General features: G+C 71.8%; 15 protein-coding genes. 3 read left to right on the plus strand and 12 right to left on the minus strand.

The genetic code is table 11. From position 1 onward, the window contains the following. Positions 1-10: 10 nt before the first annotated feature. The 5 genes from QSK45_RS16305 to QSK45_RS16325 form a co-directional block, all read right to left on the minus strand. Positions 11-2,341 carry a hypothetical protein gene (locus QSK45_RS16305; protein ID WP_285557699.1) on the minus strand — a complete coding sequence of 777 codons (2,331 nt, stop codon included), beginning with the start codon at positions 2,339-2,341 and terminating at the stop codon, positions 11-13. Between the two features lie 5 nt (positions 2,342-2,346). Continuing rightward, positions 2,347-8,328: a DEAD/DEAH box helicase gene (locus tag QSK45_RS16310; protein ID WP_285557440.1), complete on the minus strand. Its 5,982-nt coding sequence runs from the start codon at positions 8,326-8,328 to the stop codon at positions 2,347-2,349. 711 nt (positions 8,329-9,039) lie between these two features. Then, positions 9,040-9,699 (minus strand): nucleotidyl transferase AbiEii/AbiGii toxin family protein, encoded by a 660-nt coding sequence (locus QSK45_RS16315; protein WP_285557442.1) that lies wholly within the window; start codon positions 9,697-9,699, stop codon positions 9,040-9,042. Continuing rightward, a complete protein-coding gene (locus QSK45_RS16320) occupies positions 9,696-10,058 on the minus strand; it encodes a hypothetical protein (protein ID WP_285557444.1) in 363 nt (120 codons plus the stop codon). The genes QSK45_RS16315 and QSK45_RS16320 overlap by 4 nt, the downstream gene beginning before the upstream one ends. Positions 10,059-10,179: 121 nt before the next feature. Then, complete coding sequence (locus QSK45_RS16325; RefSeq protein ID WP_285557446.1) at positions 10,180-10,443, minus strand: hypothetical protein; 264 nt, start codon at positions 10,441-10,443, stop codon at positions 10,180-10,182. 961 nt (positions 10,444-11,404) lie between these two features. On the opposite strand from QSK45_RS16325, the gene QSK45_RS16330 reads away from it, so the two are divergent. Continuing rightward, positions 11,405-12,625 (plus strand): metallophosphoesterase, encoded by a 1,221-nt coding sequence (locus QSK45_RS16330; protein WP_285557448.1) that lies wholly within the window; start codon positions 11,405-11,407, stop codon positions 12,623-12,625. A 456-nt stretch (positions 12,626-13,081) separates the two neighbouring features. Here the strand turns inward: QSK45_RS16330 and QSK45_RS16335 are convergent, their stop codons facing one another. After that, a complete protein-coding gene (locus QSK45_RS16335; protein ID WP_285557450.1) occupies positions 13,082-14,788 on the minus strand; it encodes an AMP-binding protein in 1,707 nt (568 codons plus the stop codon). A 34-nt stretch (positions 14,789-14,822) separates the two neighbouring features. Beyond that, complete coding sequence (locus tag QSK45_RS16340) at positions 14,823-18,056, minus strand: acetyl-CoA carboxylase family protein (RefSeq protein WP_285557453.1); 3,234 nt, start codon at positions 18,054-18,056, stop codon at positions 14,823-14,825. 99 nt (positions 18,057-18,155) lie between these two features. Here QSK45_RS16340 and QSK45_RS16345 point away from each other — a divergent pair, with 99 nt between their 5' ends. Then, positions 18,156-18,794 carry a TetR/AcrR family transcriptional regulator gene (locus QSK45_RS16345; protein WP_285557455.1) on the plus strand — a complete coding sequence of 213 codons (639 nt, stop codon included), beginning with the start codon at positions 18,156-18,158 and terminating at the stop codon, positions 18,792-18,794. Between the two features lie 548 nt (positions 18,795-19,342). Here the strand turns inward: QSK45_RS16345 and QSK45_RS16350 are convergent. After that, positions 19,343-19,981, minus strand: a complete 639-nt coding sequence (locus QSK45_RS16350; protein ID WP_285557457.1) for a TetR/AcrR family transcriptional regulator — start codon at positions 19,979-19,981, stop codon at positions 19,343-19,345. A gap of 68 nt (positions 19,982-20,049) precedes the next feature. Between QSK45_RS16350 and QSK45_RS16355 the strand changes: the two genes are divergently transcribed. Further along, positions 20,050-21,654, plus strand: coding sequence for an FAD-binding oxidoreductase (locus tag QSK45_RS16355; RefSeq protein ID WP_285557458.1), 1,605 nt, complete (start codon positions 20,050-20,052; stop codon positions 21,652-21,654). Between the two features lie 140 nt (positions 21,655-21,794). On the opposite strand, the gene QSK45_RS16360 is transcribed toward QSK45_RS16355, so the two are convergent. The 4 genes from QSK45_RS16360 to QSK45_RS16375 all read right to left on the minus strand — a co-directional run bounded on the left by QSK45_RS16360 (position 21,795) and on the right by QSK45_RS16375 (position 26,391). Continuing rightward, on the minus strand, positions 21,795-22,163 hold the full coding sequence (locus QSK45_RS16360; RefSeq protein ID WP_285557459.1) for a nuclear transport factor 2 family protein: 369 nt from the start codon (positions 22,161-22,163) through the stop codon (positions 21,795-21,797). A gap of 276 nt (positions 22,164-22,439) precedes the next feature. Then, a complete protein-coding gene (locus QSK45_RS16365) occupies positions 22,440-24,272 on the minus strand; it encodes a GMC family oxidoreductase (protein WP_285557460.1) in 1,833 nt (610 codons plus the stop codon). After that, positions 24,269-25,708 (minus strand): tocopherol cyclase family protein, encoded by a 1,440-nt coding sequence (locus tag QSK45_RS16370; RefSeq protein ID WP_285557461.1) that lies wholly within the window; start codon positions 25,706-25,708, stop codon positions 24,269-24,271. The genes QSK45_RS16365 and QSK45_RS16370 overlap by 4 nt, the downstream gene beginning before the upstream one ends. After that, positions 25,705-26,391, minus strand: a complete 687-nt coding sequence (locus tag QSK45_RS16375; protein WP_285557464.1) for a FadR/GntR family transcriptional regulator — start codon at positions 26,389-26,391, stop codon at positions 25,705-25,707. The genes QSK45_RS16370 and QSK45_RS16375 overlap by 4 nt, the downstream gene beginning before the upstream one ends. Positions 26,392-26,582 lie beyond the last annotated feature (191 nt).

The following is a 26,582-nucleotide window of genomic DNA, read 5'->3' on the forward strand; positions in this document are numbered from 1 at the left end:
TCGGGGCGGGTCAGCGCCGGCGGGAGTGTGCCGTGACGAAGGTGTAGCCGGGTGGTAGTTCCCAGCCGTCCGCCTTTCCGACGTGGCGGCAGTGCTCCCGGTAGGCAGCGCGCTGGGCATCCGTCGGATTCGAGCCCGCAGGAAGCTTCCGCAGAAAGCCGTGGACGAAGTGCTCCAAGCCGTGGACCTGCGGCGGCGCGCCGGCGCCCGAGCCCGGCCGTGGCACCACCACGGGGTTCGGCGCGTAACCGATCAGGGCGATGGGCGGCTCATCGTCGCGGGCAGGGTGGTGGGGCTCGCCGTCCGCACCGCGGCTGCCCGTGGCCGGGTACAGGTGGTGTTCGGCGAGGAGCTCGTCCACGGCCTGCTCCAGTGCGGTGACTTGGTGGGGGGCGGGAGTTGTGTCGTAGACGCCTCGAGGGAGCGCGGCCCGGTCGAGGAGGGCATGTCCGTCGGGCGTGAGGCGGCCGAAGCGTCGTACGGTACGCAGGACGAGACGCCGGGTGTCGAGGCCGGCGGACGAGTCACCGTCCCGGTCACTGCCCGGTGCTCCTTCCCGGGTGAGCACTGCGGGGTCGTAGCGGTGCGCGACGAGCTGCCCGTCGATGTCGACGGGGTGTTCCAGTTCGACGGTGTGGACCCGGAAGACGGTGCCGCCGCGCGGCCACTGGATGTACAGGCACAGCCCGGGGAAGAAGTCGATGGGCCACTGGACGTTCCGGAGCATGCCGGTCTCTTCGGTGAGATCCAGAAGCACCTCCTGGACCTCCTCGGACGCGTCGAGCTCGCCGCCGGGATGGCTGAGTTCCAGGCGTACGCGTACGGAGACGGTATCCGTGCCGAGATATGCCAACCCGTCTTGGGCCCGGGGGCTCAACGGCAGTCGGTCCTCCATGAGGTGGGCGAGACGCAGCGGGGTCTGCCAGCAGACCTCGCTGTCGTTGATCCTCAGGTAGTTCAGCGGACCGATCCGGTCACCGTCCACGAGCGCGGTGTCCCCGGGTTCGGCATCGACGTACCGGCCGTCCTCCGGCTCTTCTTCTCGGGGGACGCTCTGTGCGTACGGCGCCGCGACAGGCCGGGGCGACGCGGGTGGATGCACCGTGTCATGCCAGCCGCGTCCCGCTGGGCGCAGCGGATCACTGTCGTCCGCCTCCTCCGAGCTCGGGTGGTGGGACCGCCAGATGCCACCGTTCTGGAAGTCGTCGTCGAGGGTGATCCGTATGTCGCTCCCAGCGCGCAGGCCGTTGTCCGTTTCTCCCCGGACGAAGTCCACGACCGCTAGGTTGGCGCGGCACACCGAGACCGCGTATTCCACTCCGCTCACCAGTGGTTCGGCACCATCGACGCCGCGCAGCCACGGCCCGATCGCCGTGTACACGGTGCGGGAACCGTTCAGGCCGTGCCGTCGGCGAGTGGCAGGGGCCGCACTCCGTTCCAGGGAGCTGGCGAGGGCTCTCAGGTCGTCTCCGCCCAACGGCCCGTCGTGGCTCAGGGCGGCCCCGATGCGGGTACGGGTCAATGCGTAGTAACCCCATCTGCGCAGGCTGTCGCTGGTTCGCAGGGCGTGATCGACGGTGTCCAGCAGCCCGCTGAGGGCCCTCTTCAGCCGTTCCTCCGCGCCACTCCCGGCCAGGTGGGCGACGGACACGGGAACGAGGGGGCTCAGCAGTGCTTCCCGCTGGTGGGTCAGCAGGTGCTGCACGAAGGCGGTGCAGTCGTCGAGCCCGGCCTGCGGCGCCGAGCCGTAGCGGGCGTCGACGACGACATGGCCGTCCTTGTTGAGCCACTTCTGGCGGGCCCGGAACCGCTGCAACTTCACCTCGTCGAGCTGCAGCGCGGGGCCGAAGGCCGCGAGGTCAGGGACCAGCAGCTCCCGGCGCACTGGGTGCGGTGCCTCCGATAGCTCGCTCGGTCCTCGGGCACCGGCCGGTGCCCCGGACACCCACGCGGGTACGTCGACACCCTCTTCGACGCCGGGGTGTCGGCCCTCCTTGTAGACGATCTCCGCGTACAGCGGGTCGGATCCGGTTTCGATGCGCACGAGTGCCCCGACGGGCAGGGCCGGTACTTCGTCGCCCAGCGTCAGGGAGGGGAACGTGTCCAGGTCGAAGGGGCCGTTGCCGTGGCCTTCACCACCGAGTTCGTAACCGAAATAGGCCGCGTTGAAGGCGACTGCGGTGTGCACCGGACACACGCGGTCGGCCACGACCGCCTCCAGGTAGCGACGCAGTCGTTCCAGTTCATCGGCGGGTGTGCTGCGGTGTCCGCCTGTCATGGCGGGAGTGAGCACAGGCTCGCCGTCGAACGGCCGCCAGATGTCCGGTCCAGTGCTGATCATCGTGGTCACGCCCAGCCGTCCTTCCGTTCGGATCCGCTTCCCGCCCGGCGGGATCCCGTGTGTCGGACCGGGCGGACGGCTCGCCAGAGGCTGTCCGGGCCCTCGACTGCGGCTCCGGCTGCGGCCAGCCGTGTGAGGCTCGCGCCTACTGCCGCATAGGGCAGATCGGCTCGACCGCCGAAGTGGCGGCTTTCCCGGATCGCCTTCGGCAGGGGGATCATCTTTCGATTCCTCGGGTTGTACGAGGATTCGTCGCCGCGCAGTGCGTGCCAGAGCCGCCGCGGGTGTGCGCCCTGCGGCTGGAGCTGCAGCAGCCGGTGGACCTGGAGGTCGACGCGCTGTTCGCGCAGTGAGGTGTCGGCACTGCCTCCCTCGCGGGGGCGCGGGCTGTCGAAGGCCTGGGCAACCGCAGGGCGCCGCTCCTCCACGGGCCAGCGGCCGGTGTCCCAGCAGGCCGAGCAGCGGCAGCGGGCCGTGGTGCAGCACCCCTCGGGCAGATCGCTGACACCGAAGTAGTCGGCGAAGACCCGTTGGGCGCAGACCGTGCTCGCGTGGAAGAAGCTCCGGAGCCTGGTCAGTTCCTCGGCGGCTCGGCGGCCGCGTCGGACGAGCAGCGGGAGGAACCCGTCGGGCAGGGTGCCGGTGCGGGTGGTCAGACCGGTGACCAGGCGGCGGCTGGGTGCCGCGGAGACGTCCAGGAGCCCACGGTCGTGGAGGTCGGCGAGCAGTTCCCAGGTCGCCGACGGTCCATCGGCGACCGAGCGGTAGTCGGGGCAACAGGCGGCGAGTTCCCGGTCGAGAGCTCGGACGTCGACCTGTCCTGGAGTGTCCCAGGACAGGGCGGTGTCGATGACGGTCTGCTCCAGCCGCACGGACCCGGCCGCTTCCTCGTCGCGCTCCGCTGCAGTGGTAGGCGTCTGTCCTGCGCCGTGGCCGGCCGGGCGGAGGTCGCCGGGCTTGACCGCGCAGAACGGCGGGTGGTCGCCGAGGTCCTCGACGGCGCCGAGGTCGGCGAGCGCGCTGAACGCCCGCATGATGCCGCCCTGGTAGCGCTCCTGGGTGTGCCGGTCGTCTAGCTCGGCCTCGCTCAGCGCACCGCTCGCGGCGTCCTCGGTCATGAGCAGGTCGGCCAGCCGTACCGGATCGAGCGTGCCGTCCCGCTGGGCGAGGACAAGGCTGCCCATGCGCCGGAGCAGCGACGGGGGCAGTTCCTGGCCCGTCATGAAACGAACCATGCGCAGACCCCGGCTCGTCGCGAGGGCCAGACCGCTGTTGACGGGGCCGTCGTCGGCCGTCCCCCGCCCCGCGCCGTCCCGCCCCGCCCGACCCAACTGCTGGTAGAGCGCGGCCAGGTCGGTAGGCGGGGACACGCACATCACGGTGCGTACGTCGGGCCGGTTGACACCGAGCCCGAAGGCGGAGGTGGCCACCACCACGACCGGGACGAAGCCGTCGTCGCCTTCCCGAGGCGCCTCCCGGAACTCCGTCATGACGGCCGCCTTCTCCGCCTCCGTCAGACGGCCGTGGAACCGCAGCACGCGGACGCCGGCGTCACCCGCGTATTCGCGCAGGTGGGTGTAGAGGGTGTTGACCTCTTTGACGGTGAGGCAGTAGAGGATGGCGTGACCGTCGAGCGCATCGACGACGAGCTCGACCAGCCCCGCCACACCTCCCTGTCCGAGCCGGTCGAGGGAGCGGCGGAAGACGGCGAGTTCGGGCCTGATCGGGTTCTCGCGCACCGTCAGGAGCCCGCCGACGACTCCGGGATGCTCTGCTTCGGCGGTCGCCTCGGCCGAAGCGGGCTCCGGGACCTCGGCGGGTAGACCGAACAGTCCTTCGCGCAGCGCCTCGTGGACGGCCTTGTTGGCGGTGGCGGTCACCGCGGTGACCGCCACCCCGTGGTCCCGGCGTAGCTCGTCCAGGAACCTGCTGACCCGGCGCATGCTGGGCCGGAAGTCCTCCCATTGCGGGAGGGTATGGGCCTCGTCCACGGCGATCCGGGTCACCCGGCCCGCCGCCGCGGCCGCGCGGACGGTCTCCCGGAAGCGCCGCTGGCACAGGCGCTCCGGGCTGACGTAGACCAGGCGGATACCGTGGTCGGCCCGCCCGAGGAGCTGGTCCGTCACTTCCGTCTTACCCGCCCTGCTGCTGGACTCGCGCAGCGGGGAGATGAGCGCGCGGACCGCGCCACCGATGGACCGGTTCAGTTCAAGGGCCTGGTCGTGCATGAGAGCGACGAGCGGGCTGACGACCACGGTGACGCCGGGCAGGACCAACGCGGGCAGCTGGAAGGTGAAACTCTTGCCGAAGCCTGTGGGAAGCAGTCCGAGTACGTTGCGTCCCTCGGCCACCGCGGCGATGACGGCCTGCTGGGCCGGCTTGAGGGCCACGGGTTCGTCGACGAGCCGCAGCAATCCTCCGATGCGGGCGCAGCGGTCCTTGATCTCCTCCCCGAGCATGCCCTGTTTGCGCAACTTCCGAGTCTCCTCGGTGGTCAGCGCCAGTTCGCGGATGCGCCTGGTGTGCGGCAGGAGGGTCTGTCGTTCGAGAGCTTCGTCGGTACACAGCTCCGCGGCCCGGACTGGATCCAGGAGGTTGTGGGCCGCCATAAACTGCCAGATGCGACGCCATCCTTCGGCCATGGTGGCGACGTTGCCGCCGCCGATGTCGCCGGTTTCCGGGTCAGGGCGCTGAAGTCCGTCATCAAGGCTGCCGAGGAAGACACGCCGGTAGGAGCGGCGCAGGCTGCTTGCTCCCGCGAGTTTGCGGTCGCTGATGACGACGACGCCGCAATGACGGTCGGAGCGGATGAGCCGGCCCACCGCCTGACGCAGCTGGAGCGCGGCGAGCGGCAGGTAGTAGTGCTCGGTGGCGGCACCTTCCGGATCGGGGTGGCCGGCCTGCTCGGCTCGTGCGGCGACCGCCGCGCGCCGGGCCTCCACGATCGGAGCGGCGAACGGTGCGAAGGGCAGTTTGTTGATCCACACCAGACGCACCCGCTCGGCGTCGGAGACGTCGACCCCCTGCCAGAGTCCCTTCGTGCCGACGAGAAACCCTCCGCCGTCCCGCCGGTCGGTGAAGGCCTGATAGGCCCGGCCGTTGCCGAGAGTGAGCGCCTCAACGACTGGGGTGTCGAGGGCGCGGGTGCGCAGCTCCCGTACGAGGTGGAAGCCGATGCCCGCGGCGGTCGATCGGGCGGTCGTGAGGATCATGCCGCCGTCGTCGAAGCCGTTGCCGTCGGCGCGTATACGCGTCATTTCGGTGGCGAACCCGGCGACCTGGTGGGCGACGGTCCGCAAGGCGCCCTCCTCCTGCTCCGCCCAGGAGGGAAAGTCGGAGAAGCACACGACCTCGGCCTGGCTGCGCAGGGCGAACGGGGAAGGCAGGGCCAGCGTCGGCAGATCGTCGGGCAACCCGAGTCGGGTCCGCATGAAATCCCATTCTCCGGCGACACGCAGGGTCGCGGAGACGTAGTGGACACGGTCGAAGGACTCCAGGTAGCGCCGCCACTCCGGGTCTGCAGGTAGATCGACGGGACTGGTGGCGACACGGAACCGGTAGGACCGCAGCTCCGCCCTGGGTTCGTCCACTTCCTCCAGATGTATGACGCGGGAAGGGGGAGCCTCGTCCAGGGTGAGGGCAGGGTCGAGAAGGGCGCGGATGTCGGCCGTGATCCGGTCGAGGGCCGTGGTGAGGGAGTCGGTGTGCTCCGCGAGCCCGGTCAGGCGCTCGCGTACCAGGGGATCGATTCCGGCGGCGTGCTGGACCACGTACCGCTCCAGCGTGATGCGACAGGACACGAGCGCCTTGGCGATGCTCTCCAGCACCAGCGACAGCCGCCGGGTGTGCCGGGTGCCGGAGGTGCCAGCGTAGGGGCTGGCGAGCGTGGTCGACCGGCTGCCGATGCGTACGCCCACGCCTTTGGCCTGGGCGTCGAAGGCCTGCGCCGCCAGCCGCGGAAGGCGTTCATCGTCAAGCAGCCGTTCGAGGTCGGCAATCGCTGCGGCGGCCTGCTCCTTAGCGGTGCTCGGGTGCGCGTCCGCGATCCATGCCTGGTACTCCGGCAGCAAAGCTTCCAGGTCCTGGTAGTCGGCGGTCACGGTCAGCGCGGATGTGGCGGCGTTCTCCAGCTCATGCGCCTCATCGATCACGAGGAGCACCTCGGGTCCGACGGCACGCAGGTCGTCCAGGTGGGAAAGGACGAGCGCGTGGTTGGCGAGGATGAGGCGGTGGCTGTCGATCGACTCCCGGACGGTGTCGGTATGCACCGTGAGGGGGTTGCCTGCGGCGGGGCCGTAGTCGCCGTCGCGCTGCGACAGCGACTCCAGCCAGAGCGGCAGGCCGCACCCGGTGTAGTCGGTGAAAAAGGCGGGCAGGTCCACCGGGTCGACCGATCTGGCCGTCCAAGACTGCGGGGGCTCCTTAGCCGCGAGCAGGCGCAGCGCGAGGAAGACGGCGAGTTCGCGGAACCGGCTCCGCTGGGAGAAGCGGGCGCGGGCGGTGCCCGCGGAGCGGCGCCGACGCGTGGCCTCGGCGAGGGTCTTCGTCAGGGCTGCGAGGGAGAGCCGGTTGGACTTGCCCTTGACCAGGTCGGCGACCCCGAGGATGCCCGGCAGGGCCCGCTCCAGGTCCTGGACGTCCTTCGCCATCTGGCTCTGCAACTGTTTGGTGTACGTGGCGATGACAGCGGTGCGGCTGTCGCCACCGGCGAGCCAGTCCAGCGCGGCGGCAAGTACCGCATAGCTCTTTCCGGTGCCAGTGGGCGCTTCCAGCAGGCCGCCGACGCCGCGGTCGGTCCAGTCGTGCAGCGTCGACGTCATCTCCTGCTGGGCGGCGCGAGGTTCAACGCGGGAGCCGTGCACGACCCGTGCGAGAGCGGTCGGCTCGACCCGCCCGCCGGCGCCCCGTAAGACGTCCGGCACGTCCACGGTGCCCTTGCCCGGTGCCCTTCCCCCAGGGGTTCGACGCGGCGTGTGCTGTCCAAACTCGGCACCCAACAGGCGGGCCACGTGCGCCTGCTCCCACACCTGCGGCTCTCGATCGTTGAATGCCTCACCCTCGGCCAGTTCCCGCAGCAGCCGCCAGGCGTCCGAGTCGGGGCAGACGTCGGCGATGAGATCGCGCAATTCGGCTGTCCTGCACGCGAACTCCGCGGCGGCCCGCTCCAGGAGGCGCACCAGCAGTAACGCGTCGCCGTCCGCAGTATGGGCACGGAGGTCCGAACGGGAGACATCGAGCTGAAGCGCGAGATCCTGAAGTCGGTGGGACGGGGCTGTCGGCCAAGCGGCGTGCGCGAGGTACAGGCCATCGACAGGGCGCACGGCGGAGAGCGGATCGCTGGTACCGGCCTCCTTCGCCGCTTCACTGACGACGGGGAAGTCCAGTGTCGTGCCGTTGTAGGCGACCACGACATCAGCATCCGACAGGAAGTCGCTCAGCTCCGTCCACGCCTGCTGCGGGGATAGCCCCTGGCCGAGTACAGCGTCCCGGACGCTGCCGTCACGCAACTCCTCAGTGTCCCCAGGGAACCTGAGGTAACGCCGCCAGCGGGGGGCCGCAGCGACCCATTCCCGATCGGCGCCGAACCTGACCGCTGCCACCTCGTAGACGTGCCGCTCCAAGTAGGGAGCGGTCGCCGTGGTACGTACGACGCTCTCGACGTCGAGCGCGACGGTCCGCAGCACGGATGTCTCGTCCAACCGTGCAGCGATAGCGGATTCAGCGCCTGGCTTGCGTCGTTCAGGCGCCACCTGTGCCGGGGGCGCCGACTCCTGCAGAGCAGCAGGCAGGAGAATGTCCCCCGAAGCGATCAGCAAACCTCCACGGACCGCCTCGGCGACCAGCTTGACTAACCGCTGCTCCGGCAGTGTGCCGAACTGTCTCTTGGCCTCGACGACCAGTTCCCGCTCAGAAATTCCGGACGTAAAGGCGCGGACCAGCTCTGCAACCTTCCGCGACGCCGCAGAAACCGTCTGCCCTTCGGGCATGCACACCCCCCTTGCACACAGCCCGGCCCATGCTCGACCGCGCCGCTCCCTCGGCTCTCCCTCCCCTGGAGACCCGGGACGTGGCCTACATCATAGTTTCATTCGGAAGGTTACGGGCCTTCAGCGGAAATATTCGGGGGCGACTGACGGAAACGGACAGGCGTGACGGTGTTCAGCTTCCACGAGCCGAACTGGCGCACAAGGCGCACGTTGATGGAAGATTTGCGTGCTCGCCCATCGAGTACGCGGCCTCTTCCGCAGGGCTGGGCCCGAGAGGGCCGGACCGACACCGACAAGGCGCTGAGCGAGGCCGTGGCACCGGCACACCGGGTGCATTACCACAGCCGGACGATGTCGCTCCTGCTGGCAGACGTCTGCCGCCGGGACAGTACCAGCCCCGAGCCGATGCTGTCAGCACTGGTAGTCAATGGATAGAGCCGGAAGCCTTCAGACCGGTTCTTCGAACTGGCCGTTACCGAGTTCCACCGTCGAGACCCAGACTGGACCTGAGAGAGGGAGCGGGATGCAGTGTTTGACCGCTACCGCAGCCCGGTTTCGCCGTGAGTCCACTGCTGGGTATCGCTCGGCTGCCCTGCACATCCGCCGTGCAGGGCAGCCACCCACCCGGGGCGGCTCCGGGTTGGAACCTGCTGGCTACACCGCATCCGCTCGTTACAACGGCGGTAGAGGGGTGGACGCGATGGCCGCCTCTCAGGCGTTCTCGTCATGGATCCGCGCACCCAGATCCTCCGCCCACTCCAGCGCCCACGCCTTGAGTTCTTCGATCTGCCGGGAGCTGAGCCCGTACGCGGTGTAGTCCTCATCCTCGTACCAGTCCGCGCCGATGAGCCGGTCCCGGAGGTCTTCGAGGCTGAACTCGTCGTGGGCGCGACGGCGGCCCAGGGATTCGAGGTCGGCGGTGGAGCGGTGGCGGGAGGCAGCCTGGACGTCGATGAGGTCGCGGACGGTGCCGCGGTCGGCGAGGGCGCGGACCTTGGTACCGATCACGTCATCGAGGGCAAGAACGGGGCCGTAGGGCGTCTGGGCAGGCGGAGCCCAGAACGCCTCCTTGAGGATGTCGACCTCGCACTCCTCGCCGGTGTCCGGATCGGTGACGAGGAACCGGCCGCTGAGCGGATCGGTCTGGACGTGCGTGGTCCGCCATCCACGCTCGCTGAGGCCTGCTGTGAGTGAGGCGACGATCTCCTGCATCGGAGCGGGGTTCTCGGTGGCGACATCGAGGTCACGGCTGAAGCGTTCGACCAGGCCGTGGGCCTGCACGGCGTATCCGCCGGTGAGGACCAGAGGGTAGGGGGAACCGAGGTCAAGGATGTCGGCGAGGAGACGCTCGTGGAGCGGAGTGAGCTTCACGCGGCGGTCGTGTCGGCTGGAGCGGTGCAGGGCAGCTCGGGGAAGGCGTCCTCCCAGACCTCGCGGATGTAGGGACTGATCAAGCGCCGCAGCACGGGCCACTGCTCGGTGAGCAGCCGGTGGTGCAGGAGGGCCACCACGTCCTCACGGGGTCCTTCGGCGAGGACGGTCCGGTAGAGCGTCATGCGGGACTTCGGACGGTCCAGGCTGTAGCTCGTCCGCCCGGACCAGACGATGTGGAGCGGCAGGTCCACGTTGCCCTCGACGGGGCCGGCCAGCTCCTGCAAGCGCTCGGGCAGTCGGCTGCGGTAGCGGTCCCGCAGCACCTCCGCACGGGGGGCGGTGATCGTCGTGTCCATGCATCCAGTATCGCTGCTGGGAGGCGGCGGCATGGCGGATACGGGGCTCCCCTGTCGTACGTATATGTCGGGCGCCGCCCGCCCTTCTCTCGGACATCTCACCCAGTGAGCGCTTAGCTCATCATGGCCTCCCCGTGCAGCCCCCAGTGGCGCGGCAACGCGCCGCCCTGCCGACCCGGGACCAGCCCCACTCGCCGGTGCGGGTGATCATGACGCAGCAGGTCACGTGGAGGGCCGCCGCGGTGGAGTCGGCTGCGGTTTCGGTCTCGGTGTCGGAAATGACGACGGTGCCGAAGCCGAGGCCCATGGCGCCGGCGCAGGGGACGAGAAGGACACCGGGGCAGCCGAGGTCGCGGTAGCGGCCGGAGGGGCAGACGGCATCCATAAGGTACTCCGCTTCGACCCCGACAGCCCCCTCGCAAGGACCCGTGCCGCGGACGAGCTGTCGAGTCACGCAGCGAACCTCCCAAGCGGGAGTCACGCACCTGTGTCCAGGTCCCCTGTCATGGCAGCCGCCAGGTCAGCAAGCTGGGACGCTCCCGCGCCCGATGCTGACTGTTTGCTGACCCGAGCGGGGCCGTCACACCTCTGACCTGCAAAGACACGCAAACGCTAGATCTTGGACTTGAACATCGTGCGCAGCATGTAGTACTCCCGGAGTGTTGGCTCCCTGCCCGCTCTTGCAGGTCAAGGGCGTTTCTCACTGTACATCGACAGGGTTTTTCGGCCTCGTACCGCCCAGTGCCGAGGACTGAAGCCGACCAATCGTCGACTTACCTGACGGCACGTCCGCCATGAGGTCGAAAGGACATCACCGCTGGAATGGTCACGTCAGTCGGGCGCCGGCGGCCCGGCATCGATCGTGGTCGCGGTGGCGTGCGGCCTGCCGTCCGCCGTCGCCGCGCGCGCCGGGCGCCTCGCCGTCGGTGGCTGCCGGCGGCCCCGACCCGGCTGGATCCGGTGGGCCGCCGCGCTGCCTCCGTCGGTGGTTGCCGACACCGCGCGGGTCTCGTGGACCGCCGCCGTCCGCCATGGCCTCAGGGAGCGCCCACCGGGACGCCTGCGCGAGATCGCGTTGCCGCACGACACGCCGGAACCAGTGGCGGCTGCCCGCCGGGCGTCGGCCACCGTCACTCTGTCCGCGACCCCGGGCACCAGCCTCTTCGGCCGCCGGGGTCCGGTCGACGCGAGGGCGACTTGCACCGGGCTACGGCAAGGACCTCGCCTAGGACGACCCCTTTCCGTCCCTCCTCGCCCCAAGGGCCGCGATCGGGAAAGCCGGTACAGCCGGCCCGGGGTGACCGGATACTGTGCGCGAGACGGCAGCCCGGTCAGGGAGGGGAAGCATGACCGACATCAGCGATGCCCGGCCCGCTGAGAACGAGGCACGAGCACCGCGGCGGAGCCGACTGCTCCGCCTGATGCGCTACGTCCCCGTGATCGCCCCCGTCGTGCTGTGGGCCGTGCCCTGCTGGGTGCTCCTGCACAGCGGACAGCACTGGCCGCTGCCCGTCACGCTGGGCGGCACCGTCCTGTTCGTCGGCGGCCTCATCGGTATGCCGTTCGCCATGGCGCACGGCCACGGCCGGCGCCAGCGGGACCGGGCGGCGATCATCGGTGACACCCTGCTGGGCACCAGCTGGGTCCTGTTCACCTGGTCCGTCCTGCTCGGCGTCCTTCTGCGGCTCGCCCTGGCCGTGGCCGGCGTCGGTGAGAGCCAGGACCGGGCCCGGATCGTCACGTGGGCCGTCCTGGGCGTAACCGCCGCGCTGCTCGCCTGGGGATACGCCGAGGCCCGCCGCGTGCCACGCGTGCGCCGGCTCGACGTGCACCTCCCGCGGCTGGGTGCCGGATTGGACGGGCTGCGTGTCGCCCTCATCACCGACACCCACTACGGCCCCCTCGATCGCGCCCGCTGGTCGGCGCGGGTGTGCGAGACCGTGAACACCCTGGAAGCCGACCTGGTCTGCCACACCGGTGACATCGCGGACGGTACGGCCGAACGCCGCCGTGCCCAGGCCGCCCCGCTCGGTACCGTGCGGGCGACCCGTGCCCGCGTGTACGTCACCGGCAACCACGAGTACTACAGCGAGGCACAGGGCTGGGTCGACCTGATGGACGAGCTGGGCTGGGAACCGCTGCGCAACCGCCACCTGCTGCTCGAACGCGGGGGCGACACCCTCGTGGTCGCCGGCGTGGACGACGTCACCGCCGAGTCCTCCGGCCTGGCGGGCCACCGTGCCCACCTCGCCGGAGCCCTGGACGGCGCCGACCCCGGCCTGCCCGTCCTGCTCCTGGCCCACCAGCCGAAGTTCGTCGACCGGGCGGCGGCCGCCGGCATCGACCTCCAACTCTCCGGCCACACCCACGGCGGCCAGATCTGGCCCTTCCACCACCTGGTCCGCCTCGACCAGCCCGCCGTCGCCGGCCTCAGCCGCCACGGCACCCGCACCCTGCTCTACACCAGCCGCGGCACCGGCTTCTGGGGCCCGCCGTTCCGCGTCTTCGCCCCCAGCGAGATCACCCTGCTCGTGCTCCGCTCCCCGCACCTGCCCGGCTCGCCGTAGCACCCGTCCGCGCGCATCGCCCCACTCCTCTTCCGACAGCGTCGCGGAAACCGGGCCGTCGACGGGCCGGCCCGCGGCGTACTCCGTCATCCTCCGCTGCCGCGGCCGTCACCGCTTCGCGTGGTCCGCGACCGTCCGCCGGCCGAGTTCCCGGCGGGCCTCCGCGGCGGACAGCGCCGTCCTCTTCTCCGCGGAGATCCGACTCGGGTGCTCGATCGCGTCGTCCCGCGTGCCGAGACCGGCCCCTTCACGTGACGCCGTCGTGCGCCCGGAGCCCGGCTCCGTCCGCACGGATACGGCACCGCGATCCACCGGGACCCGGAGGCCGGAGCCTGCGCACCGCCGTCCCGCCGCATCCGCTGCGGCGGACAGGCCGCCGTCGGGCTCACGCCCAGCCGCCGGGCCCCTCCAGCGGCTTGACGTCCCGCGCGACTCCGCGTTCCCGGCGGGACGGGCTCAGTCTGCCGCCCTCGTGGCCAGCGACTGGGCGCGGTCGGCCAGTTCGACCTTGCGGATCTTGCCCGTCGTCGTCATCGGGAACTCCGGCACGAGCTCCAGCAACGGCACCTTGTAGGGCGCCATGTTCTCGGCGGCCCAGGCGCGCAGGGTCGCCGCGTCGGTGGTGGCGCCGGGACGCAGCTGGACGAAGGCGACCGGGGTCTGGCCGCGGGCGGCGTCTTCCGCCGGGACGACGGCGGCGGTGTGGACGTCAGGGTGGCGGCACAGCAGCATCTCGACCTCGGCCGGAAAGACGCTCATGCCCTTGACCTTGATCATGTCCTTGTCGCGGCCGAGGTAGTGCAGGCAGCCCTTCTCGTCGATGCGGCCGTTGTCGCCGGTGTGCAGCCAGCCGTCGCGCAGTTGCTCGGCCGTCGCCTCGGGCCTTCGCCAGTAACCGGTCATCACCGACGGGCTGCGGACGATGATCTCGCCCGCCTCGCCGAGCGGCAGGGGCTCGCCCGTCCCGAAGGAGACCACCGCGATGTCGGTACCGGGGACGGGTATGCCGCAGAAGACCGGCTCCGTCGTCAGGTCCTCATCGTTCTCGGCGAGCCCGTAGGGGGTCGCGTCGAAGGTGTGGGTCTCGGTCATCCCGTAGGCGCCCTCACGCAGCAGCGAGCCCGGCCCGGCGACGGCAGCCCAGCGTCCGCGGACCTCCGGGTCGAGCTTGCGGACGAAGGAGACGGCCATCGGATCGGTGAGCGAGCTCAGGTCGTACGCGGAGAACTCGGGCCGGCTCAGCAGTTCGGTGAGTTCGAGGTAGTTCTCGACCGTGCCGACCATGGTCGTCACGCGGTGGGTGTCGATCGCGCGCAGCACCTCGGCCGGGTCCCAGCGGGACATGAGCACGGACGTGCCACCGAGGACGAGGGGGGTGAGGATGCCCAGATCCTCGCCGGCGATCCAGAAGACCGGTATGTAGCAGAGGGCCACATAGCCTCTGTCAGCGGCATGCCCGGTGGCACCCGCGCTGGACGCGGCGGTGTAGAGCATGTGCCGCTGGGTGTGCATGCAGCCCTTGGGCAGGCCGGTCGTACCGCCGGTGTAGTTCAGCGCGGCAAGGGCGTCGAGGTCGGTCGGCGCGTCTTTCGCGCGCTCGTGAGCGAGCGCCTGCTCCCAGCACCGCACGGTTCCTTCTCGTGCCACGGCGGGCGCGGTGGGTGCGCCGGACATCTCGGCGGCCGAGGTCACGAGCACCGTCTGGACGGCGGTGCTCGGCCGCGCCGCTTCGAGCAGCGGCACCAGCGTGTCCAAGGTGATCGCGGCGGTGGCGCCGCAGTCCTCCAACTCATGGGCCAGTTCGGCAGCTTGGAACATCGGGTTGACCGGTACGTGCACCGCGCCCAGTCGCAGCGCGGCCAGCATGGCGATGACGAACTGGGGGCAGTTCGGCAGATGGACCGCGACCCGGTCCCCGGCCTTCACGCCGACCGAGGCGAGCCAGCCCGCCAGCCGTCCGCTGAGTTCGTCCAGCTCGCGGTAACCGACGGTCCGGTCGGCGAAGACGATCGCGGGACGATCCGGATACCGGCCGGCCCAGTGCGCGACGTGTTCGGGCAAGGAGATCTCGCCGAGCGGGTAGCGCACCTCGTGCGGTGTGTCGTGCGGGCGGACCCGGGCCTGGCGGGCCCGCAGGTCGTCCAGGTACTCCTCGAACGTCATGTCCGTTCCTCCTCTGCGAGCCGCGAGCGCGCGGTCACCATGTGTCGACGATGTGCCTTCTGCGTGCGGTGTCCGGGCGGCGTGTGGGATGGGAGGCGAAGGCCTCGGTGATCCAGCGCCGGGTCTCGGCCGGGTCGATCACGTCGTCCAGTTCGAACACGGCCGCGGCGTTGACCGCCTTGCCCTGGCGGTACTGCTCGGCCAGCAGTTCGTCGAAGGCCCGCTGCCGCGCCTGCGGATCGGCGATCGCGTTCAGTTCGCGCCGGTAGCCGAGGCGGACGGCACCCTCCAGGCCCATGCCGCCGATCTCGCCGGTGGGCCAGGCCACCATGGCCACCGGGTTGCGGAAGCTGCCCCCGGCCATCGCCTGGGAGCCCAGTCCGTAGCCTTTTCGGAGTACCACCGAGAAGACGGGGACGCCGAGGTTGGCGCCGGTGACGAAGAGCCGGCTGAAGTGGCGGACGGTGGCGGTGCGTTCGGCGTCGGGACCGACCATGAATCCTGGCGTGTCGCACAGCGACACCACGGGCAGTCCGTGTGCGTCGCACAGTTGCAGGAACCGGGCCATCTTGTCGGCGGCCACGCTGTCGATGGCACCCCCGAGATGGCCGGGGTTGTTGGCGACCAGTCCCATCGGGCGGCCCTCCACCCGCACCAGCGCGGTGATCACTCCGACGCCGAACTCCCGGCGCAGTTCCAGCACCGTACCGGTGTCGGCCAGCAGTTCGATCGCCTCGCGGACGTCGTAGACCCGCACCCGGTTCTCCGGGACGACGTGCCGCAGCAGACGCTGGTCGGCGCAGTCCCAGGAGTCGAGCGGGCCCTGGAAATAGGAGAGGTACCGTCTGGCGGCGGCCACGGCCGCCTCCTCGTCCGCCACCGCGAGGTCGACGACACCGTTCGGCACCTGCACCGACATCGGCCCGACCTCCTCGGGCCGGTACCGCCCGAGACCTCCGCCCTCGATCATCGCCGGGCCGCCCATGCCGATGGTCGTGCCGGCGGTGGCGATGATGACATCGCAGCAGCCGAGCAGCGCCGCGTTGCCCGCGAAGCAGCGCCCGGAGGCGATGCCGACCGTCGGCACCAGCCCGGAGAGCCGGCCCATGGTGGAGAAGGTGGTCACGTCCAGTCCGGACACCGAGGTGGTGTCGGTGTCCCCGGGGCGACCGCCGCCCCCCTCGGCGAAGAGCACCACCGGCAGGCGGCGTTGCTCGGCCAGTTCGAGCATCCGATCGGTCTTCTTGTGACTCAGCAGGCCCTGCGTACCGGCCAGCACGGTGTAGTCGTAGGACAGCACCACGCACTGACTCGCCTTCGCCCCGAACTGCTCGCGGCCCACGTGGCCGATGCCCGCGACCAGGCCGTCGGCCGGAGTGCTGGTGATCAGGTCCTCCATCGAGCGGCGCTGCCGCTGGGCGGCGACCACCAGGGCACCGTACTCGGTGAAACCGTCCGGGCCGCACAGGTCGCCGATGTTCTCGCGTGCGGTGCGCTGTCCGGAGCGTCGTCGCCGTTCCACGGCCTGCGGCCGGGCTTCGTCAAGACCGACACGGTGGCGCTCGACGACCTCGGCGAGGTCCGGCCGGATCGCGTCCAGATCCACCTCGACCGCCTCCTCGGCCACCTCCCCGGCGACCTCGGCCGAGGTCAGCACCACCAACTCCCGGTCGGCGGCCACGACATCCCCGACGGTGACGTGGACCGCGCGGACCCGCCCGCTGCACGGAGCGGTCAGCACGTGCTCCATCTTCATCGCCTCGACCACGAGCAACGGCGCCCCGGCCCGCACCTCGTCGCCCGGCCGCACTCCGACGGCCACGACGCTGCCCGGGAACGCGGCGCTCACCACGCTGCCGTTCGCCGGTGCCCCGGCATCCCCGAGAGCCTCGGGGACGAGTTCGTGGAGATGCTCGTCCATGAAACGCGTCGTCACCGTTCCGTCGCGGAAGGCGGGATGCCGCAGCACGGCCCGCAACACCGGGATGCCGGTGGCCATGCCCTCGATCGCGAACTCCCGCAGCGCGGTGTCCGCCCGCGCCGCCGCCGCCGCGAAGTCCCCGCGCGTGGTGCGGGTGACCACCTTGGCCAGCAGGGAGTCGAACGAGCCACCGACCCGCATCCCGGTACGGCCGTGGGTGTCGACGCGGACCCCCGGCCCGCCGGGCGGCTCGAAGACGTCCAGCGTCCCGGTGGACGCGCGCGCCGAGCCGTCACGGGCTGTCTCCTCCAGGTTGACGCGGGTCTGGATCGCGAAGCCGTGCGGGGCGGGGATCTCGTGCTGCAGCAGCCCCTGTTCCGCCAGGGTCCACCCGCGGGCCACCTGGAACTGAGCAGTCACCAGGTCCACACCGGTGAGCTCCTCGGTGACGGTGTGCTCGACCTGGATCCGCGGGTTGGTCTCGATGAACCAGAACGACTCGGGATTCTCCGCGTCGACGAGGAACTCGAACGTGCCGAGCCCCCGGTAGCGGGTGGCCGAGGCCATCGTGACGGCTGCCTCGATCAAACGGTCGCGGGTGGCCGTGGGCAGGGAGGGGCTGGGCGCGATCTCGATCAGCTTCTGGTGCCGCCGCTGCACGCTGCACTCGCGGTCCCACAAGTGCGACACCGCGCCGCTACCGTCACCGATGATCTGGATCTCGATGTGCTTGGCCCGCCGCAACAACTGCTCGACATACACCTCCCCGTCGCCGAACGCGCGCTCCGCCTCGGACCGGCAGCGTTCGTAGGCCCAGGGCAGTTCGTCCGCCTCGAACACGGCCCGCATGCCGCGCCCGCCACCACCGGCGACCGCCTTGACCATCACGCCCGCACCGGGCCCCAGGCCCGCCAGGAACCCCTGCGCCTCCTCAAGGCTCACTCCGCCCTTCGTGGCCGCCAGCACGGGAACCCCGTGCCGGCGGGCGAGTTCGCGCGAGCGGGCCTTGTCGCCGAAAAGACCGAGCAGTTCGGGAGCGGGGCCGACGAAGGTGAGCCCGGCCTCGGTACACAGTTCGGCGAACTCCGCGTTCTCGCTCAGGAACCCGTATCCCGGGTGGACCAACTCGCAGCCCGCCCGCCGTCCGACCTCGACGATCCGTGACGCGTCCAGGTACGCGGCGGTCCCTTCACCCGGCAGCGGGTAGGCCGTGTCGGCGAGCCGCACGTGCAGGGCGTCACGGTCCTCCGCGCCATGAACGGCCACGGTCCGCAGGCCGAGCGCGGCGGCCGCGCGATGGATCCGGACCGCGATCTCTCCGCGGTTGGCGATGAGGACACTACTCAAGGCGCGGTTCCCTCTCTCGGCTGATGTCGTGGCTGGAGCGAGTCTGCGTTGACATTGGCGTCAACGTCAATGGTTGGGAGAGCCAATAATCTGGGGGCCATGGCGACCACCAAGAAGGCATGGAGCACCCGCGAAAAGCTCGACCGGGAGAACAGCGTCACTCGCGCCCGCCTGCTGCGTGCCGCCCGCTCCGTCTTCGAGAGGCGCGGCTACGCCCGCACCACCGTCGCGGACATCACCGCGGCGGCCGAGGTGAGCCGCGCGACCTTCTACGTCTACTTCGCCTCCAAGGAGGACGTCTTCGCCGTCCTGGCCGCCGAGGTCCGCGACGGTTTCCTCAACGCCCAGGAGTTGACCGGCCTCGACGCCGGCGATCCCCACGCGGTCGCGAGGGCGACGGTCTCCGCCTACCTCGACGCCTACGTCGAGCACCTCGCCTTCATCACCGTTCTCCAGCACCAGGCGATCACCGACCCGGACATGTACGCCCTGTGGGAGGCGATCCACTCGCACCCCCGCCGCCGCACCGTCCGCTACATCGAACAGGCGACCGCGGCGGGCCTCGCGGCGCCCGTCGCCCCGCCGGAGGTCGTCGCCACGGCCTCCGGCGGCATGATCGCCGCATTCGCCCCGGCCGTCGCCAACGATCCGGCGGATCGCGACGAGATCGTCTCCCACCTCGTCACGATGTACCTCGGCCTGCTGGGGATCACCCCGGAAGCTCCCTCGATCGCGTGACCCGTCGGCCCCGCCATGGCTCCGCAGGCGGAGGCCGCGTGGTCATCACGGACACGGGACGCGGCGCGGACGGCGGCCTCGGTGTCGACGGCGCCGGTCCCGCCGCGGCGGCGCCGGGTGGATCGGCCGGGCCGGCCGACCCCGACCACCGCCGCCCGCCGGCTCACGAGGTGGCGGGCCGCACCGGCACCGTGGGAGCCGGTGCGCTCCACCCCGGCCCGCAGAGCGGTGCGCGGCGGCCGACCCGGTCCAGGAGTCGGCGGTGGCCGGTCGCGGGGGCCGGGATCTCCCCGGTGGCCGGGGGGCGCGCCGGGGCGGTCAAGGACGGCGGCGGCGCGTACGTCCTCGGGGTGTCGATGACGAGCACCACCGAACGCGGCGCGGCCGGAGCCTCAGCGGCCCGGAGCCTCGAACGCGCTGGGTCGGCCGGCCCAGGCGCCCCATACAGCCCCGTAGTCGAAGGCACCCGAGGTTCATCGGGACCCTGGTGTCGGCGGGGCACTGGAGGAAGGCGACGATCGGCCAGCGCGCCCGTCCGACGGGCACCCTCAGGTGTTTCCGTCGCCGGCGGAGAGGGCGGTGCGGCCGGCCTCGAAGAGCCGTGCGCAGCGTCGCGTCATGGCTTCGGGCGACTGCTCGGGGTGGCTGACCCACCAGCGGACCAGCGCGGTGCACAGGCCGCGCCAGGCGTACGTGAGGGCGTCGGCGTCGAACGGGTCGCCGGGTCCGGCCGCCCGCAGAAGGTCGGCGGCGCCGGTCGCGGCGAGGTCGTCGATGGCGCCCCGGTAGTGGGCCGCGCGCCGGGCGGCGTCACTGTCGGGCGGCAGCGTGGCGTCGTAGAGGACGAACCACGCCTCGCGCTGCCCGTCCAGAGCGGTGAACAGGGCGTCGAGCACGCGCAGGGGGGTGGGCGGTGCGCCGTCGGCGGGTGCGGCCATCGCGGTGCGGATGGCGTCCAGCAGTCGGTCGCCGATCGGGTTCAGGCAGGCGAGGTAGAGGTCTTGCTTGCTGCCGAAGTAATGGTGCAGCAGGGGTTTGGTGACGCCCACGCGGGTGGCGACGGCGGCCATGGTGGTGGCCTCGTATCCACGGCGGCCGAACTCCTCGGTGGCCGCGGCCAGGACCTGTCGTTCGCGCGCGGCCCTGGGCACGCCCTTGGTCCCGGCCCTGGAGCGAAGCGTTGTCATGAACTGGATATTACCCTAGGGTAATTTTCCGTTGGGTAAATTACCTGGACCTCGCTGGGAGCACCCTCATGCCCGCCATCCCCTCCCACTCCGGCGCTGCCCGTGCCCGCTCCTGGTGGGGCTGGGGCTATACCGACGCCCACCCCGGCGACGCCGAATGCACCGCCATGGGCGCCCTGCTGCCGGGCGCGCGGGCCCGCCCGCTGCCGATCCCCCGGGTCACCGACCTGTCCATCGGCCGCCCGGCCGCGACACCCCCGCCCGCACTGGCGCACCTGGTCACCGCCGCGCCCGAAGCGCGCGCCGCCCACGCCATGGGCAAGGCCTACCGCGACGTCGTCCGGGCCCTGCGCGGCCGGCCCGGCCGGATCCCCGACCTGGTCGCCCGGCCGACCGACAACCAGCAGGTGGCCGACCTGCTGGACTGGGCCGGCGAGCACGGCGTGGCCGTCATCCCCTTCGGCGGTGGCTCCTCGGTCGTCGGCGGCGTGGAGTACCGCGGCGACACCCACCGCGCCGTCATGTCGCTCGACCTGACCTCGATGAACCGGGTCCTGGAGGTGGACACCGCGAGCCGCTCGGCCCGCATCCAGGCCGGCGCGCTCGGTCCCGTGCTGGAGGACCAGTTGCGACCGCGCGGCCTCACCCTGCGCCACTTCCCCCAGAGCTTCGAGTTCTCCACCCTCGGCGGCTGGCTGGCCACGCGGGCCGGGGGCCACTACGCCACCGGCCACACCCGCATCGACGACTTCGTGCAGTCCCTGCGCGTGGTCACGCCCGCCGGCACCGGCACCTCCTGGCGCCTGCCCGCGTCGGGCGCGGGTCCCTCCCCCGACCGGCTGTTCCTCGGCTCCGAAGGCGCGCTCGGAGTCATCACCGAGGCATGGATGCGTCTGCAGGAGCGTCCGCGGTACAAGGCCTCGGCGTCCGTGGCCTTCGCCGACTTCCACCATGCGCTGGACGCGGTCCGTGCCATCGCGCGGTCCGACCTCGCCCCGGCCAACTGCCGCCTGCTCGATCCCGGCGAGGCGCTCCTGTCCGGCGCCTCGCACGACGGCTCCGCCGTCCTGGTCCTGGGCTTCGAGTCCGCCACCACCCGCGTCGACGGCCGCCTCACCGACGCCCTGGACCTGGCCCGCGCCCACGGCGGCCGCGGCAAGGCGCCGACGCCGGGCCGCGACGCCCCGGCCGACGCGGCCGTGAGCGCCTGGCGTTCGACGTTCCTGCGCATGCCCTATCTGCGCGACGGTCTCGCCCGGATGGGTGCCGTCGTCGAGACCTTCGAGACCGCCGCCACCTGGGACAGGATTCCCGCCTTGGTCGACGCCGTCCGCGGCGAGGTCGGCGCCGCCGCGCTGAAGGCCACAGGGCACCCGGCCACCGTCAACTGCCGCCTCACCCACGTCTACCCCGACGGGGCCGCCCCCTACTTCACCGTGGCCGTCGCCGGCCGCCCCGGCGTCGAGGTCGAGATCTGGGACGACATCAAAGCCGCCGCGAGCGATGTCCTCCACCGTCACCGGGCAACCATCACCCACCACCACGCCGTGGGCCGCGACCACCGCCCCGGCTACGACCTCCAACGCCCGGAGCCCTTCGCCCTCGCGCTGCGCGCCGCCAAGAACGCCCTCGACCCCCACCGCATCCTCAACCCGGGCGTCCTGATCGACTGACGGCAGACGGGTCCGGCTCTCCCCCGATCGAGGCCGGGGCCGGTGACCCCGTCGCATCGATCAGGAGTCACCCCACCGCTCACGGCCCCGTGGCAAGCACCCGTCACCGCTCGCTCCAGGTGCCACGGCCCGGCAACGGATCACGCCTGAGGGAGCCGGTCGAGAAAACCGAGGACGGAGACGATCCGGCCGTCCTCGGCCAGCGTGATCACGTCGGAGCCCGCGACGGGCGCGGAGCCGTCGGCGGGGGACACCAGCTCCCAGCGGAAGCGGGCGATGTGATGGTTGCCGTCCACGTCACCGGTCTGCCTGAACTCGAAGCCCGGAAACTGCTCGTGCACGGCCTGGATGACCGCGGCGATCTGCTCGTGGCCGCGCGCGTCGGCCAGCGGGTCGGTGTACGTACCGTCCCCGGACCACGCCGCGGCGACCGCCTTGGCGAGCGCCTCGGCGTCGGTGGCGTTCCACGCCTCGAAGTAGCGGGCGACGGCAGCGGCGTAGTTCGACATGGTGGGACTCCTGTTCGTGAAAGGGCCTGGCATCCAGGTCAGTCGGAGCGGGTTCCGGGCCGAAGCGCGTCGGCCCGGAACCCGCTGTCCTCACCATGCCGCGCCCTGCCCGGCCCCGCGATTACCGCTCGGGTAATGGCGCCGTGCCACCGGAGCAGCCCGCCTTCGCCGGCCCGCGGGACGACCGGCGACGACCCGTTGTCCCCGCCCGGCCGGCGGTTCGCGCATGAGCGGGCACGTCACCGCCCCTGCCGGTGCCCCGGGTCCTGCCGGTTCTCATGCGCGGACAGCCGCCTCCGCGAGCGCCAGCGCCGCCGCCATGATGCTCAGCTGGGGATTCACCTGAGGGCAGCTGGGCAGCACCGAGGCATCCGCGATCAGCACGCCGTGCACCCCGCGGAGCCGGCCCCATGGATCGGCCGGGAAGCGCTGCGGGTCGGCGCCCGCGGCGATCGTGCCGGTGGGATGGTAGGCCGACAGGTGAAGCCGGCGCGCGCTTGTGCCGGCGAGGACCGCGTCGAGTTCCGCGAGGCCGCGTACGCGGGGCGTGGTGGGGATGCCGGTGAGTACTTCCTCGGCTCCCGCGGCGAACAGCAGCTCGCCCATGGCGCGCACGGCCCGCATCAGCCGGCCCGCGTCGCGGTGGTCCAGGTCGTAGCGCAGCAGCGTGCGGTCACGGCCGAGGACGCGTCCGGAGGGGCGGTCGGCGATCATCGCGCCGAGCGTGGCGAGGTGGCCCGCGCTCTCCAGCTCGCGGCGCAGCTCGCTGCCCACGCCCGGGAGGATGAAGGAACCCATGCCGGGCGGGGTGGCGGTCGCCTCGACCAGGATGCCGTGCGCGTGGTGCTCTTCCACTCCGACGCTCTGCAGCACGCCCTGCCAGGCGGTGACCGGCTCGGCGAAGCGTCCGGCGACGCTCGTGGCCGGGTGGACGCTGAGATTGCGGCCGAGGCGAGGGTGCCGGCCGAGGCCGGAGCGACGCAGGAGCGGCGGGGACTGCAACGCACCCGCCGCGACGACGACCAGGGGTGCGAGGATCTCGAACCCGCCACTCCCCCGGCCGGCACGCACCCCTGACACACGCGGCCCTCCGGGCCCGTCCGTGTCGACGAGGACGCGCTCGACCCGCGCTCCGGTGACGATGCGGGCGCCCGCGGCACAGGCGTCGGGCAGCACCGAGAGCTGCACGCTCTGTTTGGCGCCCGTCGGACAGCCCACCACGCACTGGCAAGAGCCCTGGCAGCCGGGCGCGTTGCGGCGCAGGGGCGCGGCCCGCCAGCCGAGCTCACGCGCGCCCTTGAGGGCGATACGACCGTTCTCGCCGAGGACGTCGAGGGGCTGGGTGGCCACCCGCAGGGTGCGTTCCGCCTCGTCCAGGTACGGGTCGAAACCGTCGGCGGGTGCGAATCCGAAGTCCTTGCTCCAGCGGGACAGGACATGGTCCGGAGTCCGGTAGCAGGTGCCGGAGTTGACGACCGTGGTGCCGCCCACGGCTCGCCCCGTCGGCAGCAGCAGCGGCGGACTGCCGACGGCGACGGTCGCTCCGCCGTCCCGGTACAGCTCGGTGAACCGGTCCAGGGGCGTGCGTCGCCCGAACGACTCGGTGGGGTGGTGCCGGCCTTCTTCGAGGACGACGACGTCGAGCCCGGCCCTGCCCAGGACCCGCGCGGCCGTCGCCCCGCCCGCGCCGGAGCCGATGACCACGGCGTCGGCGGTGGACCGAGCGGGCCAGGCGTGCGCGGGTGTCAGGTCGAGCGGCGGGTCCGGGCGCGTGAAGCCGCGCCGTGCGGGGCCGCCCTCGATCATCAGCTCCGTGCCGGCCGCCAGCAGGACGGGCACCTTGAGTACGTCCAGGAGCGGAAGGAGTGCGGGCCGTGCGGCCAGTTCGTTCAGTACGGACTCCCGCTCGGACACGGTGAGCGCGCCCAGGGTGCGTCCGGTACGCGTCAGGGCGTACGCGTCGACGCCGCGCGCCGCCGCCCGTACGCCGACCCGCGCGGCGCGGGGCATCGTGGTGAGGACGCTCTCCAGTCTGGCGGGGACGCGGCGGGGCCAGTCGGTGGTCCCGTCGTCGGCGATGAGGGCGGCCACGAGGCCGGTGAGACTCATCGTGTGCCCACCTCCGCGTGGGCCGTGCCCTCCAAGGTCCATTCGGCCTCGGTGCGCCAGCCCCCGAACCACCACCGCTCCCAGCGGATGTGCGCGTCGGCGCGTTCGCTGTTGCGGCACGTCGCGTGGCCACCGTCGGGATCGGTGTAGTCGAGGGTGAGGGTGCGGTCCGCGGGCTGGGTGACCTCGACCCGGATCCGACGCAGGCCGGTGCGGCCGGTGACCGTCCACGTGGGCAGGGCGATGTCGGCACGAAAGCGCCCCGCTCCGGCCCATCCGGCCGCCGACCGTTCGGGACGGCGCGGCCAGCCGCGCCCTTGACGGCACAGCCGGAGGAAGACCAAGGGGGGAAGTCCGCGCAGGCCCGGCCGCGTCGAAACGGCGGCGACGATCTCCAGGACGTCTCCGCCGCCGAGATCGGCGTGCAGCCAGGCCCAGCGTCGGGCGTTTCCGTGACCGTAGATCCGGGCGGACGCCCCCGGGGCGGCGGTGAGCGTGAGCGTCGTGTCGTCGTGGGTGAACGTGCCGTCGTACAGGGCCCGAGCCGCGGGGAGCATCTGGGCGGCGGGCAGCAGGGGCCGACGCCACGACCAGCGGGGGAAGGTGAACAGCGGCTCGGCGACGGGCCGTTCGGCGAGCCGCCAGCTCAGGGTGCCGCCCCCGGCCGCTCCGGAGAGGAGTCCGGGCCGGACCGCGACCCCGTCCGCGCTGAAGCCGGACTCCCCGGGCGCCCACGGGGTCGGGCCGAACCGGGCGTGCCGCACGGGGCCGTCCGGGGGGAACACCGCGGCCCAGCCGTGCGCGTACGGCTCGGATCCGTCGGCCGGAGCGGTCAGTTCGTGGTGCAGCCACAGCCCGGTGCCGGTGGCCGGGTCGGTGAGGGTGGTGTACCAGACCTCGGTACGGCCCGGCTCGCCGTGCCAGCGGGGCACGAGGAACGCACCGGGATCCTCCCGCCTCGGGAAGCGGAAACTGGCCAGGAAGGGGAGGAGTCCTGTGCCGAGGGGGAAGAGAAGGGTGCCGGCGCCGATCCGTGCACCGTCCTCGTGGAGCGTGTACGTCAGCACGGTCATCGAGGCCACGGGTCTGCGCGGGGTGACGGACTTCCAGCCGTCGAGAGCGAACCTGCGGCCGTCGGCGGTGAAGGTGATGCGGTAGCGGATGCGGCGGCGCGCGAGCGGTGAGATCTCCAACTCGCCCTCGGCGCAGGGGTCGTCGACCATGTCCGCGACGCGTATCCGGCCGGTGGCGCGCGCCTCGGTCGTCCCGAGGAGCCGCAGGACGCGGTCGGCGCAGACCGTCAGGTCGAGGCGGACCCGGCGGGTGCGGTCCTCGTCGTCGAGTCGCAGCGTGCCGAGCATCGTCTCCCGGAACGTGGTACCGCGAGCGGGCGCGCCGGTGCGCGTGGCCGTGCGTGCGGTCCTCGCCGCGCTCATGCGAGACCCTCCAGCATGATCTGCTCGGTCTCCGCCAGATACCGCTCGGCCGCCCGCCGGGCCCCCGCCCCGTCGCCGGCCGCCACCGCCTCCACCACGGGCTCCAGGCGCCCGCGGGCCACCTCCGCGTCCGTGAACGGGTCCCTGAACGCGGCGCGCATCGGCAGATAGGCGTTGAAGAGCGTGTTGGTCAGCAGGACGTAGACGCGGTTACCGGTGGCTCGGGCGAGAGCCTTGTGGACCTCGACGTCCGCGAGCTGTACGGCATCGGGGTCCGCCGCGTCCCCCACCGCCGCCAGACGTTCGCGCAGTTCGGCCCGCTGCCGGTCGGTCGCCCGGACCGCGGCGCGCTCGGCGATCAACGCGCCGACGCTGCCCCGCACTTCGAAGACCTCACCGATCCAGTCCGGGCTGTGCCGCACGAGCACGGGGAGCAAGTCGGCGCCGCCCAGGCGCAGATAGTCCCGCACGCGGGTGCCGACGCCGTGCCGGGTCTCCAGCAGTCCGGCCTGTATCAGACGGCCGAAGGCGTGCTTGAGGGTGGTGCGAGTGACGCCGTACCCGTCGGCGAGCGTGCGCTCGGGCGGCAGGTAACTGCCCGCGGGGTGCCGCCCGGTGAGGATGTCCTCACGCAGGCGGTTCTCCAGGACGTCGACGATGGTCTCGCGGGGCAGTGTCTCCACGTCGTCCTCCAGTGGCTCAGTGGATGAGCCACTCAACCAATCCGCGTGCGCGGAGTCAACGGTCTCGGCGAAGAGCCACCCGTCCCTCCCCGCTGTGCGCCGCGAGTCGGCACAGCGTCGGCTGTCTTTCGCCGAGCGAGGCACGGGGTTGCGGGTTCGGTGGCGATCCCGGCAAGGGTCCGCGGATCGCG

Source organism: Streptomyces hygroscopicus subsp. hygroscopicus (genome assembly GCF_030269125.1).
GTDB lineage: Bacteria > Actinomycetota > Actinomycetes > Streptomycetales > Streptomycetaceae > Streptomyces > Streptomyces hygroscopicus_C.

What these genes read in the sequence shown, in the direction of transcription:
- QSK45_RS16345 (WP_285557455.1), top strand. Translation starts at nt 18,156, where the DNA reads ATGGCGACCACCAAGAAGGCATGGAGCACCCGCGAAAAGCTCGACCGG.
- QSK45_RS16305 (WP_285557699.1), bottom strand. Translation starts at nt 2,341, where the DNA reads ATGATCAGCACTGGACCGGACATCTGGCGGCCGTTCGACGGCGAGCCT.
- QSK45_RS16370 (WP_285557461.1), bottom strand. Translation starts at nt 25,708, where the DNA reads ATGAGCGCGGCGAGGACCGCACGCACGGCCACGCGCACCGGCGCGCCC.
- QSK45_RS16310 (WP_285557440.1), bottom strand. Translation starts at nt 8,328, where the DNA reads ATGCCCGAAGGGCAGACGGTTTCTGCGGCGTCGCGGAAGGTTGCAGAG.
- QSK45_RS16325 (WP_285557446.1), bottom strand. Translation starts at nt 10,443, where the DNA reads ATGGATGCCGTCTGCCCCTCCGGCCGCTACCGCGACCTCGGCTGCCCC.
- QSK45_RS16330 (WP_285557448.1), top strand. Translation starts at nt 11,405, where the DNA reads ATGACCGACATCAGCGATGCCCGGCCCGCTGAGAACGAGGCACGAGCA.
- QSK45_RS16335 (WP_285557450.1), bottom strand. Translation starts at nt 14,788, where the DNA reads ATGACGTTCGAGGAGTACCTGGACGACCTGCGGGCCCGCCAGGCCCGG.
- QSK45_RS16355 (WP_285557458.1), top strand. Translation starts at nt 20,050, where the DNA reads ATGCCCGCCATCCCCTCCCACTCCGGCGCTGCCCGTGCCCGCTCCTGG.
- QSK45_RS16350 (WP_285557457.1), bottom strand. Translation starts at nt 19,981, where the DNA reads ATGACAACGCTTCGCTCCAGGGCCGGGACCAAGGGCGTGCCCAGGGCC.
- QSK45_RS16320 (WP_285557444.1), bottom strand. Translation starts at nt 10,058, where the DNA reads ATGGACACGACGATCACCGCCCCCCGTGCGGAGGTGCTGCGGGACCGC.
- QSK45_RS16365 (WP_285557460.1), bottom strand. Translation starts at nt 24,272, where the DNA reads ATGAGTCTCACCGGCCTCGTGGCCGCCCTCATCGCCGACGACGGGACC.
- QSK45_RS16360 (WP_285557459.1), bottom strand. Translation starts at nt 22,163, where the DNA reads ATGTCGAACTACGCCGCTGCCGTCGCCCGCTACTTCGAGGCGTGGAAC.